The 18,640-nt window shown below is 34.2% G+C and carries 11 protein-coding genes and 1 pseudogene; 6 read left to right on the top strand and 6 right to left on the bottom strand.

Annotated features, from left to right (window positions below; all coding sequences use genetic code 11):
• Positions 1-57: 57 nt before the first annotated feature.
• From B0A67_RS02900 to B0A67_RS02880, 5 genes are all read right to left on the bottom strand, one after another.
• Positions 58-876, bottom strand: a complete 819-nt coding sequence (locus B0A67_RS02900) for a TPM domain-containing protein (protein ID WP_072959566.1) — start codon at positions 874-876, stop codon at positions 58-60.
• Between the two features lie 3 nt (positions 877-879).
• On the bottom strand, positions 880-1,317 hold the full coding sequence (locus tag B0A67_RS02895) for a TPM domain-containing protein (protein ID WP_072959562.1): 438 nt from the start codon (positions 1,315-1,317) through the stop codon (positions 880-882).
• 98 nt (positions 1,318-1,415) lie between these two features.
• Positions 1,416-1,997, bottom strand: coding sequence for a LemA family protein (locus B0A67_RS02890; RefSeq protein ID WP_072959560.1), 582 nt, complete (start codon positions 1,995-1,997; stop codon positions 1,416-1,418).
• 45 nt (positions 1,998-2,042) lie between these two features.
• Positions 2,043-2,375, bottom strand: a complete 333-nt coding sequence (locus B0A67_RS02885) for a MerR family transcriptional regulator (protein ID WP_072959557.1) — start codon at positions 2,373-2,375, stop codon at positions 2,043-2,045.
• 47 nt (positions 2,376-2,422) lie between these two features.
• On the bottom strand, positions 2,423-3,400 hold the full coding sequence (locus B0A67_RS02880) for a M23 family metallopeptidase (protein WP_072959554.1): 978 nt from the start codon (positions 3,398-3,400) through the stop codon (positions 2,423-2,425).
• Positions 3,401-3,662: 262 nt separating this feature from the next.
• On the opposite strand from B0A67_RS02880, the gene alaS reads away from it, so the two are divergent.
• Together alaS and B0A67_RS02870 are read left to right on the top strand one after the other, a co-directional pair.
• Positions 3,663-6,299: an alanine--tRNA ligase gene (gene alaS, locus B0A67_RS02875; protein WP_072959550.1), complete on the top strand. Its 2,637-nt coding sequence runs from the start codon at positions 3,663-3,665 to the stop codon at positions 6,297-6,299.
• Positions 6,300-6,483: 184 nt separating this feature from the next.
• Positions 6,484-6,860, top strand: a pseudogene (locus B0A67_RS02870) (GxxExxY protein).
• A gap of 156 nt (positions 6,861-7,016) precedes the next feature.
• Here the strand turns inward: B0A67_RS02870 and B0A67_RS02865 are convergent.
• Entirely contained in the window at positions 7,017-8,762 is a 1,746-nt protein-coding gene (locus tag B0A67_RS02865; protein ID WP_072959547.1) for an ABC transporter ATP-binding protein, read from the bottom strand.
• Positions 8,763-9,256: 494 nt separating this feature from the next.
• Between B0A67_RS02865 and B0A67_RS02860 the strand changes: the two genes are divergently transcribed.
• The 4 genes from B0A67_RS02860 (at position 9,257) to tamL (ending at position 18,589) form a co-directional block, all read left to right on the top strand.
• Positions 9,257-9,925 carry a hypothetical protein gene (locus tag B0A67_RS02860; RefSeq protein WP_072959542.1) on the top strand — a complete coding sequence of 223 codons (669 nt, stop codon included), beginning with the start codon at positions 9,257-9,259 and terminating at the stop codon, positions 9,923-9,925.
• A gap of 106 nt (positions 9,926-10,031) precedes the next feature.
• Positions 10,032-10,991: a GSCFA domain-containing protein gene (locus B0A67_RS02855; protein ID WP_072959533.1), complete on the top strand. Its 960-nt coding sequence runs from the start codon at positions 10,032-10,034 to the stop codon at positions 10,989-10,991.
• Between the two features lie 193 nt (positions 10,992-11,184).
• Positions 11,185-16,287 carry a translocation/assembly module TamB domain-containing protein gene (locus B0A67_RS02850; RefSeq protein WP_072959529.1) on the top strand — a complete coding sequence of 1,701 codons (5,103 nt, stop codon included), beginning with the start codon at positions 11,185-11,187 and terminating at the stop codon, positions 16,285-16,287.
• Complete coding sequence (gene tamL / locus B0A67_RS02845) at positions 16,271-18,589, top strand: translocation and assembly module lipoprotein TamL (protein WP_084074542.1); 2,319 nt, start codon at positions 16,271-16,273, stop codon at positions 18,587-18,589. Before B0A67_RS02850 ends, tamL begins: the two co-directional genes overlap by 17 nt.
• Positions 18,590-18,640: the final 51 nt, after the last annotated feature.

The raw sequence follows: 18,640 nt of genomic DNA, 5'->3' as shown, positions 1-18,640 counted from the left end.
ATTTTCTTAGTACCAACTTAAAAACCTGAAACTATAAAAAACTTGGAAAATAAGACTTTACCAGCCTCCACTGGAACCTCCACCGGAGAAACCGCCTCCGCCAAAACCTCCGCCAAAGCCGCCGCCTCCGGATGATCCGCCGCCAAAACCTCCAAATCCGCCTCCGCCACTTCTGCCAAGGCTGCTTAGAATAATAACGTCAAGCAGGCTGGGGCCGCCACCACCATTGTTCCCTGAATTTCCTCCACCGCCTTTGTTTCGAGACAGCAAAATTAATACAATTACAACAATGACTATAAAGGGAAGTATTGGAAAATCATTTCCTTTGGCTTGCTTTCGTTCGCCTTTGAATTTGCCTTTAAAAACATCAATTATCGCATCTGTTCCTTTGTCAAGACCATTATAAAAACTGCCTGCTTTAAACTCCGGAATGATAATATTTCGGATTATTGTTCCTCCAATTCCGGCAGTCAGTCTGTCTTCCAGACCGTAACCGGGATTAATAGCAATTTTTCTTTCGGCTTTAGCCAATAATATAATTACACCATTGTCGTCTTTTGCAGTTCCTCCAATTCCCCAGGTTTGTCCCCATTTTGTAGCAAGCTGACTCACATCTTCTCCTTTCAGACTTTCGATTGTAATGACTACAATCTGCGTTGTGGTAGAGTCAGAATAGCGAATTAGTTTTTCTTCCAGTTGTGCTTTTTCAGAGGCACTTAAAACATTCGCATAATCATAAACCGAGGTTTGAAAACTTGGTTTTTCAGGAATCGTAAATTGTGCAAAAATACAATTGGTGGTAAAAAAAGCGATGAACAAAAAGGTAAACTGAAAAAGTCCTTTTGAATGAGATATTTTGTTTTTGGAAATTTTCATTATTTATCCTTTTGAGATTTCGTTTGATAATTCGTTAGTGTCACCATCAAACGAAGGAAAATATTTTTTTAATTGTTCGCCGGCATTCAGAATGCCATCAACAATACCTTGTTTGTAGTTTCCTGACTTAAATTGGGTAATCATGGCCTCTTTGGTACAGTCCCAAAAATCAGCTGCAACGACATCGTTAATGCCTTTGTCTCCACAAATTGCAAATGTTTTATCTGCTACCGCAAAGTAAAATAAAACCCCGTTTTTGAGCTGGGTTTCATTCATTTTTAATTCGTGAAAAACTTCTAAAGCCCTGTCAAAAGGAACCTTAGAGGTTGTTTGTTCGATATGTACTCTAATTTCGCCGGAAGTATTTTTTTCAGCCACGCAAATAGCATCAACAATATGTTGTTCTTCTTCTTTGGATAAAAAATCTTCTACTTTTGACATTGAAATTATTTTTTAAAATTAAGATTAACGTTTTCAAATTTCAGAAGGATTTCTCCTTAGAAATTTAAAAACGTTAATCAAAAATAGTATATCTTTTTTTAGAATTTTACTTCAACTGGTTTATCAGCACCTGCAACAGCTTCAAAATATGGTTTTTCTTTGTAATCTAAGAACCATTTGTTTGGGATAGCAAGTATGTAACCATTATATTCCTGTACAGCTTCATTGAAACGTGTTCTTGCTGTCAAAATTTGATTTTCTGTACTGGCCAATTCATCCTGTAATTTAAGGAAATTTTCATTTGCTTTTAATGTTGGATATTGTTCAACAGAAACTAATAATCTTGATAAAGAAGATGATACGCCACTTTGAGCCTGATTGTACTGAGCCAATTGTTCAGGTGTTACGTTACTTGGATCAATAGTTACCGAAGTAGCTTTTGCTCTTGCCTCAATAACGGCAGTTAAAGTTGATTTTTCGAAATCTGCAGCACCTTTTACTGTGTTTACTAAGTTCCCGATAAGATCATTTCTTCTTTGATAAGTAGTGCTTACATTTCCCCACTCTTTGTTAACAGCCTGGTTGTATTTTAACCCGGTGTTTTTAATTCCAATTGACCAAAAAGCAATAATAGCAATTAGCGCTATAATAATTCCTACGGGGATTAACCATTTTTTCATATCTGTTTTAATTTAAGTTTGTTTTTGATTTATTTAATAAATATACTATAATTCGTTCTTAATTTCGTTTAATTGTGTTTTTATTGTCTCTAATTTACGGATTATTTCGAATTTGTCTAAGGTTTTCTTTTGTCCTTCTTTCAAATGTGTTCTGGCGCCATCTAGTGTAAAACCTCTTTCTTTTACCAAATGATAAATTAATTGCAGGTTGGTGATATCATCCGGAGTAAACATTCTGTTGCCCTTGGCATTCTTTTTTGGTTTTAGAATGTCAAATTCACTGTCCCAAAATCTAATTAATGATGCATTGACATTAAAAGCTTTGGCTACTTCGCCAATGCTATAATACCTTTTATCTTTTGAAAGCTCAATATGCATATTTTATAATTTTCTATTTTATTCCAAAAATACTACTTTTTAGAGTATTAATCTAATGACTGATTTTCGAGGTTTGCCATTTGCGAAATCGCGACATATTCTACTGCAGATATATTGCCGTAGTAGAAGTTCAGCGGGTTAACGACTTTTCCGTCTTTATGCACTTCATAATGACAATGCGGACCTTCGGATCTTCCGGTGCTGCCAACATAACCTATGACATCGCCGCGTTTGACATGTTGTCCGGCCCTGCAGTTGTATTTGCTTAAATGGGCGTATAAACTTTCGTATCCAAAACCATGCCTGATGACAACATGATTTCCAAATCCCGAAGCCGAGTTATCTGCTCTTTCTACGACACCATCGCCTGTGGCATAAACAGGAGTTCCTGTGTTGACTGTAAAATCCATCCCATTATGCATTTTTCGCACTTTCGTAAAAGGATCAGTTCGATATCCAAAACCGGAAGCCATTCTTTTAAGGTTTTCATTACGTACAGGCTGAATTGCCGGAATTGCTAATAATAAATTGCCTTTTGTACTCGCGAGCTTCAAAATTTCATCTAATGATTTCGACTGAATAGCCAGTTCTTTCGATAATCGGTCAATGCGTTTTGTAGTATTGAGAACCAATTGCGAGTTGTTATAACCTTCTAAATCTTTGTAGCGCTTAGAATCTCTAAAACCGGCTTTTCTGATAGAATCCGGAATTTCGGTTTTATTAAAATAAACCCTGTATATATTATTGTCCCTGTTTTCTAATGCTTCAGTTACATCATCTATTTCATCCAGTTTTTTGTTTAAAATGGCATATTGCAATTTTAAGTTTTCGATTTCACGCGCTTGTAAACGATCTTTTGGAGTCTCAAAATAAGGGGTGTTCAGTAATAGTACAAAAACTAAAAAACCAAACAGCGCCGAAGCCAGCAAAAACAATAATGCATAGCCAAATTTGATTCTTTTTCTGGTCTTTATTTTCGTATAAGCCAGATTTTCTGAGTCGTAATAATATTTTACTTTCGCCATATTTTAAAATACCCTATTTTTGCAGCTTGTAAAATAAGTTAGTCGAACAAATTTAATAAATGTTTCAGATGTTCGAAGCTTTTTTTCAAGAATAAAATAGAATTAGATAATGTGTCAATTTGATAATTAGATAATGTTTTTAAGGTGAAATTTATTGTTTTGAATGGTAAATTTCTAATTAAAAAACAACATTAACATATTTTCAGACGAAGTAAATTATCTAATTGACACATTATCAAATTATCACATTTCTAATTATCACATGAAATCACAAGACGTACGTAAACAATTTCTAGACTTTTTTAAAAGCAACGGACACTTAATCGTTCCGTCGGCTCCTATTGTGCTTAAAGACGACCCAACCTTAATGTTCAACAACTCGGGAATGGCCCAGTTCAAGGAATATTTTTTAGGAAACGGAACTCCAAAAAGCAAAAGAATAGCCGATACGCAAAAATGTCTTCGTGTTTCAGGAAAACATAACGATCTTGAAGATGTAGGTTTTGATACCTATCACCACACCATGTTCGAGATGCTGGGTAACTGGTCTTTTGGTGATTATTTCAAAAAAGAAGCGATCAACTGGGCGTGGCAATTATTGACAGAAGTATATAAAATTCCAAAAGAGAATCTTTATGTTTCTGTTTTTGAAGGAAGTAAAGAGGATAATGTTCCGTTTGATCAGGAAGCGTGGGATATCTGGAAAACATTAATCGATGAAGACCGAATCATTCTTGGAAACAAAAAAGATAATTTCTGGGAAATGGGAGATCAGGGACCATGCGGGCCATGTTCTGAAATTCACGTTGATTTACGTCCGGAAGCTGAAAAAGCTTTAGTTTCAGGAAAAAGCCTGGTGAATAATGATCATCCTCAAGTAGTTGAAATCTGGAATAATGTATTCATGGAATTCAACCGTAAAGCAGATGGATCTTTAGAAAAACTTCCTGCACAACACGTAGATACCGGAATGGGATTTGAGCGTTTGTGTATGGCGTTGCAAGGAAAAACATCCAACTATGATACTGATGTTTTTACACCGCTTATCGAGAAAGTAGAACAAATTACAGGTTTGAAATATACATCTGATGAAGTTAAGAACATCAGCGAGGAACAAAATAAAACTAATATTGCGATTCGTGTCGTGGTAGATCACGTTCGTGCGGTTGCATTTGCAATTGCAGACGGACAATTGCCATCAAACACCGGAGCGGGTTATGTAATTCGTAGAATTTTACGTCGTGCGATTCGTTACGGATTTACATTTTTGGGTACAAAAGAACCTTTTATCAATAAATTGGTAGAAGTTCTGGCAAACCAAATGGGAGAATTTTTCCCGGAAATCAAATCGCAGCAGCAATTGGTTACGAATGTAATCCGCGAAGAAGAAGCTTCTTTTTTAAGAACTCTTGATCAGGGCTTACAATTGTTAGACAATGTAATTGCACAAACTAAAGGATCAGAAGTTTCTGGTGCTAAGGTTTTTGAATTGTATGATACATTTGGTTTTCCAAAAGATTTGACCGCTCTAATTCTAAAAGAAAAAGGTTTCTCCTATAATGAAGAAGAATTTGAAGTTGAATTACAAAAACAAAAAACACGTTCTCGTGCAGCATCAGAAGTTTCAACAGAAGACTGGACCGTTTTGATTCCAGGAAATGTAGAAACTTTCGTTGGTTATGATAAAACAGAAAACGAAGTAAAAATTACCAGAATTCGTAAAGTAGATTCTAAGAAAGACGGAATTCTATACCAAATCGTTTTAGACAATACACCATTCTATCCTGAAGGTGGTGGACAAGTTGGTGATAAAGGAACATTAGTTTCTGCAAACGAAACGATCGAAATCATCGACACTAAAAAAGAAAACAATTTGATTTTGCATTTTGCAAAACAATTGCCGGAAAATATCGAAGCTGGTTTTACAGCAAAAGTAAATAACGATTTAAGAAGTTCAACTTCTAAAAATCACTCGGCTACGCATTTAATGCATTTGGCTTTGAGAAACCTTTTGGGAACTCACGTAGAGCAAAAAGGTTCATTAGTGAATCCGAATTATTTGCGTTTTGACTTTTCGCATTTTTCTAAAGTTTCCGATGACGAATTACGTCAGGTTGAGGCAAGTGTAAATGCGCAGATTGAAGCACAATTGCAATTGACAGAACACAGAAATATTCCAATTAAAGAAGCATTAGATAAAGGTGCAATGGCTTTGTTTGGAGAGAAATACGGAGATAATGTCCGAATGATTGAATTTGGTGAAAGTAAAGAACTTTGTGGTGGAATTCACGTGAAAAACACAGCAGAAATCTGGCATTTCAAAATCATTTCTGAAGGAGCAGTAGCGGCTGGAATTCGCCGTATTGAAGCGATTACAGGTGACGCAGTAAAAGACTTCTATCAAAATCAGGAGAATACTTTAGCTGAAATAAAAGAGACATTAAAAAATCCTCAGGATATTTTAAAATCAGTAGCTTCTTTACAGGATGATAATGCTAAACTGAAAAAGCAGGTAGAGCAATTGCTTAAAGAAAAAGTAGGCGCTTTAAAATCTGAATTAGAGAAAGATTTCCAGGAAGTAAACGGCGTAAATTTCCTTGCAAAACAAGTAGATTTAAGCATGGCTTCGACGAAAGATTTAACTTCTGCATTAGGAAGTTCAAAAGCAGATTCTTTTGTATTCCTGGCTTCTGTAGAAGATGGTTTGCCAAATATTCATTGTTATATCGCTAAAGATTTAGTAGCAGGCAAAAGCTTAAATGCAAATGCAGTGATCAAAGAATTAGGAAAATATATTGAAGGAAATGGAGGAGGACAGCCTTTCTTCGCTTCTGGAAAAGGTAAAAATGCAAATGGAGTTGCTGAGGCTTTGGCTAAGGCAATTGAGTTTGTTAAATAAGGTTTTTTATTTCGCGCAAAGACGCAGAGTCGCAAAGTTTTTTTAAGCTTTGCGACTTTTTTTTAAGCTTTTTTTTTTTTAATCTTGCAATCCCGATAACTATCGGGAGCTAAGTCGCAAAGTTTTTTATTTTTTATGGTTTTGTTTTAAATAAGCATTTGTAAGTTTATACTTTTTTTTTAAAATGACTGAAAATGAAATTTCAGCTGTTGTAGTTGATGTTTGCTATAAAATATACGTTAAACTTGGCCCAGGATTATTAGAATCAGTATATGAAGCAATTTTGTTTCACGAACTAACAAAAGAGGACTATTTGTGGAAAGACAAAAAAGTCTTCCTGTAATGTGGGATGGAATTAAATTAGATATAGGTTTTAGAACTGATTTGATAGTAGGAAATAAAGTACTTCTAGAGATAAAATCTATCGAGCAAATTACAGACGTTCATGCCAAACAGGTATTGACTTATCTTAAAATCACAAAAACGAAATTAGGCTTATTGATAAACTTTAATGTACCAATAATTAAATTTGGCATCAAAAGAATAGTTTGTAATCTATAGCTTTTTAAACTTAAAAAATTATTATAAAAAAAATCGCAAAGCTTAAAAAAAAACTTTGCGACTTCGCGACTTTGCGAGATTTTTTCTCTTTCAAGGCTAAAAAAAAACAAAGCCGCAAAGCATAGAAAAACTTTGCGACTTTGCGCGATTAAAAACTTACTTACGTTCCCCAATTTGCTGACGCCACATTGCGTAATACAATCCTCTATCAACAATCAAATCCTCGTGTTTACCGGATTCGATGATTTTACCTTGTTCTAATACAAATATCTTGTCAGCATGCAGTACCGTAGATAGTCGATGTGCGATTAGAACCGTAATTCTGTTTTGATCTGATATATTTCTAATGGTAGCATTGATTTCCTCTTCGGTGATCGAATCCAGAGCAGAAGTAGCTTCGTCAAAAATCAATAAATTTGGATTTCTTAAAATAGCACGAGCGATAGACAAACGTTGTTTTTCTCCACCGGAAACTTTAATTCCGCCTTCACCAATTGTAGTGTTTAAGCCGTCTTCGGCACGTTGCAGTAATTTTTCGCAACTGGCTTTTTTCAGGGCATCATATAAATCTTCATCGGTTGCATTAGGTCTTACAAACAATAAGTTCTCACGAATAGTTCCGGAAAATAACTGAGCATCCTGAGTTACAAACCCTAATTGTTTTCTTAAATCTAGCAAGTCAATTTCGGTAGAATCAATATCATTATAAAGCACTTGTCCTTCAGCAGGCGTGTACAATCCGACTAATAATTTTACTAAAGTCGTTTTTCCCGAGCCTGATGGGCCAACAAAAGCGACGGTTTCACCTTGTTTAATTTCAAAATTAATGTTTTCTACCGCCTTGAATTTGGCAGTTTTATGCTGAAAACTCACATTGGTAAAAAGTAAAGACCTGATTGCTCCCACATGTTTAGGGCTTTTTGGGCGAAATTCTTTTGGAGCGCTTAATAAAGTTTTAAAATTTTCCATTGAAACTTTAGTCTCATTCAAGGCGATAATGAAATTTCCTAATTCCTGTAATGGTCCAAAAATAAAGAAGGTAAAGAATACCATAGTCAATAAATCGCCCACGATTATTTTATGTCCAAACAAGAAATAGTACAAAGTAAAGACAACACAAGTTCTTAGAAAGTGTACGGTTGTACCCTGAATGAAACTCAAACTTCTGATAAAACGGATTTTTTCTAATTCTAATTGCAGAATTTTAAAAGTGTTTAAATTCAGACGTTTTTCTTCCTGGTACGTTAATCCAAGACTTTTTACCAATTCGATGTTTCTTAAACTCTCGGTTGTAGAACCGGCCAGAGCATTGGTTTGATTGACAATTTTTCGGGAAACGATCTTAATTTTTTTACCCAAATACGAACTGATTAAAGCAATAATTGGAGCTGTTACTAAAAAGATAAGCGAAATACGGTAATCGATTCTGGCAACATATACAATTACGAATATAAAACCGATAATGGTCTGAAAGATCAAAGAGATCGAAAGCGTAATTAATTTTTCAGAATCGGAGCGTACTTTTGTCAATTTGCTTAATGTTTCACCACTTCGCTGATCTTCGAATTCAGCGTAAGGCAAATCAAGCGATTTTTTAATACCATCCGTATACATTTGTGCTCCGGTTCGTTGGATCACAACATTGGTGAAATAATCCTGAAAGTTTTTGGTAATTCTGGAAATCATTGCGGCACCAAGCGAAAGTCCCAGCCAGAAGGATAAAGATTTTAAAAAACCGATTTCATTTCCTTCATATTTATGCAGACCAACACCGCAATCCTGCATTAATTTACCGGTAATAATAGAGTCAGATAAGCTGAAGCAAATGTTTATAGAGGCCATAATCAAAGCAAAAAGCAAAAGCATTTTGTGCTTGATTATATAAGAATATAATAATTTCATGTGTGAGTTTAAATTTATTGAAGATGCAAAAGTAGTGAATAGTTTGGCTTTGTAAAGTTGCTTTTAGTTATTAAAAAACTAATTTTTTTGCAGCTGAAGTTAGCAGTGTGTTTTTTTAGTATTGAGTATTTTAATTTTTTATAAAATATATTTTTTAACACTGTCGCAATAAAAAAAACGAAGAAAATAACCAAGTATTTAGACAATATTGCTTTTGGCTCAATTTTATTACTAATGTAATTATTTTTTTTATGTTGTTCTTTATTAGTGTTTTACTAAGTAATGGAGTTGCATGATGTATTTTTTTACTTTCAATGTGGGATGCCGTAAGGTTTTGGTTTTGGGTTGCACTAAGTTTGCGCCAATAATAAATCTAACAAATCAAAATGAAAAAAATTTTATGCCTTTTTAGTGCTTTATCTATGGTGCTAATTTCTTCTTGTTCTAGTGATGATTCAACAGACGTTGCATCTGAAACATTATTACCTTAAAAAATGGTTGAAACAACTGTTGAAAATGGAAAATCAGGAAGTCTTGATTTTACGTTCACTTACGACGGAAATAAATTAAAACAAATTTCTCTTTCAGACGCTTCTAAATTTGTTTATACCTATACAGGAGAAGTAATCACTAAAGTTGAGGAGTTTAAATCAAGTGAATTGCAGTCTACAGATGTGTATACGTACGAAGCTGGAAAATTAGTTTCTAAGCTTACTACCAGAGCTTTCGGTTCTACTCCTCCACAAAAACTAACTTTTGTTTACAATGCAAACGGTACTGTTAACGCAAATTATTCTGAGATAATTAACAAACAGGAAATTAAATATGATGCAACTAGACTTTATACTTTTGCAAATGGAAACATACTTTCTACTGAGTATATCGATGCTGTAAGAGAGAAAAGCACAAATACATTTGATGACAAGAAAAGCCCTTTTACTAATATAACGGGAGTTAAACTTTTATTGGATTTAGATGATAATTTTGATTTTTATTCAGCAAATAATGCAGTTAAAAATGTTACTGTAGAAACTGATGGTTCAGGAAAAGTGATTGAAACAGTAACAGTAACGAATACTAATAAATACAATGCCAATAGTTTTATAACAGAAGTGTTTTCTGGCGATGCTAAAGATTCTTTTAAATTGGAGATTACTTATTAATTAGCTTATAATGCAATAATAAATCCCCAATCATCAATAATTGATGTTGGGGATTTTTTTTGATCTTTAAATGAGTTTTAAACTGTATTTTTGAATAAAAAAACTCATGCAATTCAGAACCCAAATACCGATTTCTAAAACCAATAATCCAATCGATTATAATGCAAAGATCATTTCTATTGGTTCCTGTTTTGCAGAAAACATGGCAGAAAAATTTGATTATTTTAAATTTCAGAATGCGGCAAATCCGTTTGGGATAATTTTTAATCCGGTTTCGATCGAGAAAATTATTAGTAGGATAGTTAAAGAAGAATTTTATACAGAGAAAGACGTTTTCTTTTATAACGAGCGCTGGCATAGTTACGAAGTACATTCTGATTTAAGCAATTCAGACCGACAGGAATTGCTGGAAACGCTCAATAAAGCGATTTCAGAAACCTACAAATATTTAAAAGAAGCCACACACATTATCATTACTTACGGAACTTCCTGGATTTACAGAAATACAGAAAACGATGCAATTGTTGCCAATTGTCATAAAGTACCTCAAAAACAATTTCTAAAAGAATTGCTATCGGTAGATGTGATTGAGAAAAGTGTTCAAAATACTATTGATTTAGTTCAGGTTTTAAACCCTGATATAAACTTTATTTTTACTGTTTCGCCTGTACGACATATAAAAGATGGTTTTGTAGAAAATCAATTAAGTAAATCACATTTATTTGCTGCAGTTCATGAGGTTTTAAAAACTCATAACTCACAACTCACAACCCATAATTATTTTCCTTCTTATGAAATCATGATGGATGAACTTCGTGATTATCGTTTTTATGCCGAAGATATGCTGCATCCTAATCAGGTAGCAATCGATTATATCTGGCAAAAGTTCAGCGAAAATTATATGGCTGAAAGCAGTATTGCTACGATGCAGGAAATCGCAGAGATACAAAAAAGTTTGCGCCATCGAAGTTTTAATCCGGAATCAGAACAACATCAGAAATTCTTAGCAAAACTTCAGGAGAAAATAAAACTTGTTGAGGCAAATTGGACTCATATTAAGTTCTAATATCAATTTTCTTTGTGTCTTAGCACCTTCGTAACATATTTTAAAGTAAGAAAATAATTATTTGTTCATAAAATTTTAGAATAATTGCGTGTAATTATGTAAATTGTTAAAATTTAAAATCCACAATTTTGTAAACTGTAGCAATACAGTTTTATAATAACGCAACTTTAATCTAATCGTGTTTTATTGACGTATGAATAAGAAACCCATTCATTTTCTTAAAAAAACACTACGTATACTTCTTTGGTGCGTGGTTGCTATCATTGCACTTTTGTTACTTCTAATTGTTTTAATTCAGGTTCCGTCCGTTCAAAATTATGCAAAGGATAAGGCCATTACCTATCTTCATAATAAGATTAAAACCAAAGTTGCCTTAGATCATATTTCGATCAAATTCCCGAAAGATATAGTTTTGGAAGGTTTCTATTTTGAAGATCAAAAGAAAGATACTTTACTGGCAGGTAAACGTTTAGAGCTTGATGTTGATTTGTTTAAACTAATAAGCAGCCAACTGGAGATCAATTCGGTTTCACTTGAAAATGTCAATGCCAATATTTCCAGAAATAAAAATGGCGTTTTTAATTTCGATTATATCATAAAAGCTTTTGAATCAAAAGAACCAAAAGTAGAAGATCCGGATAGTAAACCTTTTAAAATTTCGGTTGTAAAAGTTAATCTTGATAATGTGAAATTCAACTTTAAAGATGATTTTTCTAAGAATGATGTCAAAGTCAATCTAACCCATTTCGATACAAAATTTAAGGAATTCGATTTAGATAAAATGACTTTCGATATTCCGAACATTAAATTAGACGGATTAAAATTGGTTTTAGACCAGGATGCAGTCGAAAAAATTGCAGAAGTATCGGTAGAAACTGTTGATACTATTTCGAAAAGACAAGATTTTAATTTGAGTTTAGGTAAAATCAGTTTGTCGAAAATTGATATCGCATACGATAATAAAGATTCCAAATTAGACTCAGGAATAAAATTGGGTAATCTTGATTTGTCTGTCAATAAAATCGATCTGAACAATCAGCTTTTAGATTTTGATACTTTCGAACTAAAAAATCTAAAAGGAAACTTACGATTAGGTACAAAAGACAAACAAATAAAAACTCCCGATTTAGATTCGACTGCCATTAAACAGGCAGGATGGAAAGTAAAACTGAATGACATCGATATACAGGATGTCGCATTCAAATTTGATGATATGCAATCGAAACCGGTTTTAAAAGGTATTGATTACAGTCACCTTGATTTGGATAAAGTGAATTTTAAGGCAGAGAAACTATATTACGGAAACGACACGATTTCCGGGAATATTAAAACCTTAACGGCAAATGATAAAAGCGGATTACAAATTCAGTCTTTAAAAACCAATTTCTTTTACGGACCTAAAAATGCATATCTGAATGATTTGTATTTAAAAACGCCACAGACTCTTTTGCAAAATAAAATAAATGTAGTGTATCTTTCAATTGCATCGATTTCTAAAGATTTAGGAAACCTTTCTATAGACGGCAATCTAAGTCAGTCGAAAATAGGTTTTAAAGATATCTTGTTGTTTGTTCCGGATTTACAAAAAACAAATCCGTTTAAAAGTAACCCAAATGCGATTTTATACCTGAATACGCGTTTAAGCGGAAAAATAAAAGACCTGGATATTCCGCAATTCGAAATGAGCGGAATAGGAACTACAAAAGTTTCTCTTTCCGGGAAAATAAAAGGATTGCCGGATGCTCAAAAAGCGTATTATGATCTCGATATAAAGAAAATTTCAAGTACTTCTAAAGACATATATTCGTTTGTGCCGGCGGGAACAATTCCAAAAAATGTTCAGTTGCCTTCTCAATTAAACCTGCAGGGGAAATTTAAGGGTTCAGTTCAGAATTTCAAAACAAATCTGGCTTTAAACAGTAGTTTCGGAAATGCGAAAGTAGATGCTTTATTTGATCAGCGTATTAAGAAAAAAGAAAAGTACAACGCGACCGTTTATTTGCTGGATTTTGATTTAGGAAAATTAATTAAAAATGATTCCATCGGAAAAATTACGCTCAAAGCAAAAGTGGATGGAAAAGGTCTTGATCCTAAAACGGCTCAGGCGCAATTTGACGGATTGGTTCAGAAAGCCGTTTTTAATAAATATACCTATAAAGATTTAGCTTTAAAAGGAAATATCGAAAACGGATCATTTGCGGTTAAATCCGGAATGAAAGATCCTAATCTGCATTTTGATCTGGTTGCCAATGGAGATACCAAAGATAAATATCCGTCGATACAATTAAAATTAAACCTGGATATTGCAGATCTTGAAAAATTGAATCTACATGCAGGTCCAATGAAATTGCGCGGAAATGTTGATGCGGATATTGCCAATAGTAATCCTGATTTGTTGAACGGAAAAGTGTTTCTGTCGAACATTCAGGTTGTACAGGATGCAGAGCCAATTGTTCTGGATTCAGTACGCATAATTGCTTTTGCAGATAATAACCGTAACAATATCAAAATTGCCTCTCAGTTTTTGAAAGCTGAAGTGGATGGAAAATACAAATTGACAACATTAACAGCCGCAATAAAAAAATCATTGTCGAAATATATTGATTTAAAAAATCCAAAAGTAAACGGAGAATCAGATGAACAACGATTGGCATTTAAGCTAAAGATTGATAATGATCCGATACTTTTTAAACTGGTTCCGAAATTAACCGGTTTAGAGCCTATCAACATTACAGGGAAATACAATAATGTAACAGATTCATTAGAAATAAAAGGAACTATTCCAAGAATTGTGTATGCGGATAATACCATTTCTGATGGAAAAATAAATATCGAAGCCCAAGAAAATGCTTTAGAATACTCAGTTTCTGTAGCAACAATCGAAAGCGGTTCTTTAAAAATCCCATTTACAAGTTTATCAGGGAAAGTCGAGAATAATCTTTTGACTTATGCACTTGAAGTGAAAGATGTAAAAGACAAACAACAGTATTTTATTGCCGGAGAATTCAAAACAGAAGATTCTAAAAATATCTTCAAAATCGATGCCGAAAACTTCATCCTGAATTATGATAAATGGGATATTGATCCTGAAAATGTAATCGAATTTGGTGGAAAAAGACTTTATATCAATAAGTTTTATTTAACGAATTCCGGAAATGAGTTGAAAATACAATCGCAGGGCGAACAGGATAATGCGCCACTGAAAGTTGATTTTGTGAATTTCAAAATTGAGACCATTATGAACATGGTCAAAAAAGATGAAATTTTGATGCAGGGTTTAATCAATGGTAATGCATTGGCTGAAAATATAATGACAAAACCCACTTTTACATCTGATTTAAAAATAGATCAGTTTGCTTTTAAAGGCGAGCCTGTTGGTGATATTGGAATAAAAGTAGATAATAAAACGGACAATTTATTGGCTGCAAATGTTACACTTACGGGTCAGGATAATGATGTAAGCCTTACCGGAAATTATAAAATTGATGATGGCAATCTTGATTTCAATTTAGATTTGAATAAGCTGAATATCAAAAGTATTCAGGGCTTTACAATGGGCAACGTTACGGACGGAACGGGATATTTATCCGGAAATTTTAAAATTATCGGAAATGCATCAAGTCCAAAAGTTGCGGGCGAATTAAATTTTAATGATACAGGTTTTAGAATTACACAGTTAAATTCATTTTTTAAAACAGATCAGGAAAAAATCACCTTTAATAATGATGTAATCACTTTTGATAAATTTGCGCTTCACGATGAAAATGATAACGAATTATCTGTAGACGGAACCATTCAGTCTCCGGATTTTAAAGTTTATAATTTTGGTTTAGTGATTACGGCGGACGATTTTAGAGCCATACATTCTAAAGAAGTAGATAATGATTTGTTTTATGGCGATATGTTCCTGGATACAAAACTAAATATCAAAGGAAATTTGGACAGTCCTGTTGTCGACGGAACGATAAAAATAAATAAAGAAACCAAATTTACGGTTGTAATGCCGCAGTCAGATCCTTCAATTGTAGATCGTGAAGGTATTGTAGAGTTTGTCAATGAAGATAATATGTATTTGAAACAGACCGTTGATTTGCAAAATAAACTCGATCAGTCTGAGGTAAAAGGAATGGATGTAAATGTGGCCATTTCGATTGATAAAGAAGCTGAATTGACTTTGATTATTGACAAAGGCAACGGGGATTATTTAAAACTAAAAGGGGAAGCAGAGTTAGTTGGAGGAATCGATAAATCAGGAAAAACGACTCTAACGGGTAAATATGAGTTCTCGGATGGTGCTTATGAAATGAATTTTAACGGAATCAAAAGGAAATTTGATATTCAGAAAGGAAGTTTTATTACCTGGAATGGTGAGCCTACAATGGCAAATTTGAATATTACGGCAATTTATAAAGTAAACGCTGCGCCAATTGATTTGCTTGGAAATCAACTTCCAAGTGATAATTCGGCGATAAGAAATACATACAAACAAAAGCTTCCGTTTCAGACTTTATTGAAAATGAACGGAGAGTTAATGAAACCGGATATCTCGTTTGGGATTGTGCTTCCGGATGGTAATTATGATGTTTCTTCGGATGTTGTGACCTTGACGCAGACTAAACTAAAACAATTAGAACAGGATCCTGCAGAATTAAATAAGCAGGTTTTTGCCCTTTTATTATTAAACCGATTTGTAGGCGAAAATCCGTTTGCGAGTGAAAGCGGCGGTACAAATGCAGAATCTTTGGCCAGACAGAGTGTGAGTAAAATTCTTTCGCAGCAATTAAACAATCTTGCCGGAGAATTAATTACCGGATTTGAAGTCAATTTTGATTTAGAATCTACAGAAGATTACACTTCTGGAACGATGCAAAACAGAACTGATTTGAATGTTGCTGTTTCTAAAAAATTGCTCGATGACAGATTGAAGGTAACCGTAGGAAGCAGTTTTGGTGTTGAAGGAGCGGAGCGTGCCAATGAAGAAAGCACCAATATTGCCGGAGACGTAGCATTAGATTATCAGCTTACAAAAGACGGCCGTTACATGGTTCGTGCCTACAGAAAAAATCAATATCAGGTAGCGGTTGAAGGCCAGGTTGTAGAAACGGGTGTTGCTTTTATTATTACCATGAGTTACAATAAATTCAGAGAGCTTTTTCATCGTTCAGAACAAGAAAAGGAAATGATAAAAGAAGAAAAAATCCGCAAAGAAAAAAGAAAGCAAAAAGAGAAAGAAGAAAAAGAATTAAAAGAGAATCAGGAAGAAAATCAAATTGAAGGCAATGAACAAAAAACATAAACATATAGAAAATTGGTATATAAACTATTTTGTACTGTTTTGCCTGTTTTTTGTTTTAGGCTGCAGTAATACTAAATACCTGCCGGAAGGCGATCTGCTTTATACAGGAGCTTCTGTGACAGTAAAAGATTCTTTAATAAAGAAAAAAGAAAAAAAAGCACTTGAAACAGAATTAAAAGGTTTATTACGTCCGAAGCCCAACAAACAAATTTTGGGATTACGTCCGAAATTATGGATTTACAATCTGGCCGGTGAACCTAAAAAACAAAAAGGAACCAGATATTGGCTTCGTAATAAAGTAGGAGAGGCGCCTGTGCTTTTCAGCAAAGTCGATTTAGATTATAATGCTTCGGTACTGCGAAATTTTACCGAAAACCGAGGGTATTTTAAAACCCGTGTCAGCGCTGATTCTACCGTTCGAAATAAACGGGTTACGGCAGAATATACCGTTATACCCAAAAAGCAATATATTATTAAAAGCGTGATTTTTCCTGATGATTCTCTGGCAATGTCCAGAATCATTGGAAGATCAAGCCGAAGAAGTTTATTGAAAGTAGGAAAACCATATGATTTGGATGTTATAAAAGCTGAAAGAGAAAGAATCGATGCAAGGCTTAAAGAAAAAGGATATTTTTACTTTAATCCGGATTATCTTTTGGCTCAGGTAGACAGCAGTAAAGGCGATCATGAAGTAAAAATCAGGCTGGTGATAAAACCAGATACACCGCCAAAAGCACTTACAGCTTATAAAATCAATAAAATTTTTGTTTATCCCAATTATTCTCTTTCGAATGATACTACCGTTTACAGGCTGAAAAATGTAACGCAATACAAAGATTTTACTATTATAGATACAACGGAGACTTTTAAACCAAGAGTTTACGATCGAACAATATATTTTAAAAGAGGAGATTTGTACAACAGAAAAGATCATAATTTAACCTTAAATCGTTTCGTAAATCTGGGTACTTTTAGTTTTGTGAAAAATGAATTTAAACCGTCGGATAGTATTCCGAAGACTTTAGATTCATATTATTATCTAACCCTTTTGCCCAAAAAGTTTATTCGGGTTGAGGTTCTGGGAAAAACAAATTCAGCCAGTTATACCGGAACAGAACTTAATTTGAACTGGAATAATCGAAATTTACTAAAGGGCGCAGAATTATTTACCGTATCTGTTTTTGGCGGTGCCGATTTCCAGCTTGGAGGAGTTAACAAAGGAAAGAACATCTATAAACTGGGAGCAGAAACAAGTTTGACGTGGCCTAGATTTGTAACGCCGTTTAATATCGAAGGAAACAGCGAGTATGTGCCAAGAACCAAAGTAGCTTTGCGATATGAGTATCAAAAAAGAACACAATTGTATGCGCTTAATTCCTTTAATACCTCTTTTGGATATTTGTGGAAAGAAAACATCAGGAAAGAACATCAATTAAATGTTATAGATGTTACCTATGTAAGTCCCAATCATGTTACGCCGGAATATTTAGAAGATATTGAGCAAGATCCTGCGTTAGGAAAAGTAATTGAAAAGCAGCTTATTTTTGGTCCGACTTATAATTACACTTTTACGAATACCATGCAGAAGCGCCGAAAAAATACGTTCTATTTTAATGGCGAATTAGATTTGGCCGGAAATATTACGGGACTGGTTTCAGGTGCAAATTATAAAAAAGACGACGTAAAGACCATATTCGACGTTCCGTTTAGCCAATATGTAAAAATCAGATCCGATTTCAGGCATTATTTAAAATTGGGGAAAGAAAGCGAATTGGCCAGCAGATTAATTATAGGAGCAGGATTGGCTTACGGAAATTCAAAAACGCTGCCAACCTCAAAACAATTCGTAGTAGGAGGAACCAATAGTATCAGGGCTTTTAGAGCGAGAACTTTAGGGCCGGGAAGTTATGTGATTCCGCCAACAATAAACAACAATTATACACCAGACCAATCGGCAGATTTGAAACTGGAATTTAATACCGAATACAGAGCAAAGCTGTTTAGTATCGTAAGGGGAGCGGTGTTTATAGATGCCGGAAATATTTGGCTTTTACACGCCGATCCTGATAAGCCCGGAGCCGAAATCTCAAAAGACTTTATGAAAGAGATTGCCGTTGGTGCAGGAGCAGGTTTACGTTTCGATTTATCGTTCCTGGTTTTAAGAACAGATTTGGCTTTTCCTCTTAGAAATCCATCACTTCCGGATGGGAAGCGTTGGGTAATCGACGATATTAATTTTGGAAGCGGACCGTGGAGAAAAGACAACCTGATTTTAAATATCGCGATTGGATATCCGTTCTAGTGATTTACAATGATTTTTTGCGACGAATTTACACTAATACTTTGTGTATAA

Origin of the sequence: Flavobacterium aquidurense, assembly GCF_002217195.1 — a bacterium.
In the GTDB taxonomy this organism is placed as follows: domain Bacteria; phylum Bacteroidota; class Bacteroidia; order Flavobacteriales; family Flavobacteriaceae; genus Flavobacterium; species Flavobacterium frigidimaris.
The sequence above is the reverse complement of the archived record's forward strand: the minus strand, read 5'-3'. Positions and strand labels throughout refer to the sequence as shown.

Coding starts and splice junctions, on each gene's coding strand:
- B0A67_RS02900 (WP_072959566.1), bottom strand. CDS start 876: ATGAAAATTTCCAAAAACAAAATATCTCATTCAAAAGGACTTTTTCAG.
- B0A67_RS02895 (WP_072959562.1), bottom strand. CDS start 1,317: ATGTCAAAAGTAGAAGATTTTTTATCCAAAGAAGAAGAACAACATATT.
- B0A67_RS02890 (WP_072959560.1), bottom strand. CDS start 1,997: ATGAAAAAATGGTTAATCCCCGTAGGAATTATTATAGCGCTAATTGCT.
- B0A67_RS02885 (WP_072959557.1), bottom strand. CDS start 2,375: ATGCATATTGAGCTTTCAAAAGATAAAAGGTATTATAGCATTGGCGAA.
- B0A67_RS02880 (WP_072959554.1), bottom strand. CDS start 3,400: ATGGCGAAAGTAAAATATTATTACGACTCAGAAAATCTGGCTTATACG.
- alaS (WP_072959550.1), top strand. CDS start 3,663: ATGAAATCACAAGACGTACGTAAACAATTTCTAGACTTTTTTAAAAGC.
- B0A67_RS02865 (WP_072959547.1), bottom strand. CDS start 8,762: ATGAAATTATTATATTCTTATATAATCAAGCACAAAATGCTTTTGCTT.
- B0A67_RS02860 (WP_072959542.1), top strand. CDS start 9,257: ATGGTTGAAACAACTGTTGAAAATGGAAAATCAGGAAGTCTTGATTTT.
- B0A67_RS02855 (WP_072959533.1), top strand. CDS start 10,032: ATGCAATTCAGAACCCAAATACCGATTTCTAAAACCAATAATCCAATC.
- B0A67_RS02850 (WP_072959529.1), top strand. CDS start 11,185: ATGAATAAGAAACCCATTCATTTTCTTAAAAAAACACTACGTATACTT.
- tamL (WP_084074542.1), top strand. CDS start 16,271: ATGAACAAAAAACATAAACATATAGAAAATTGGTATATAAACTATTTT.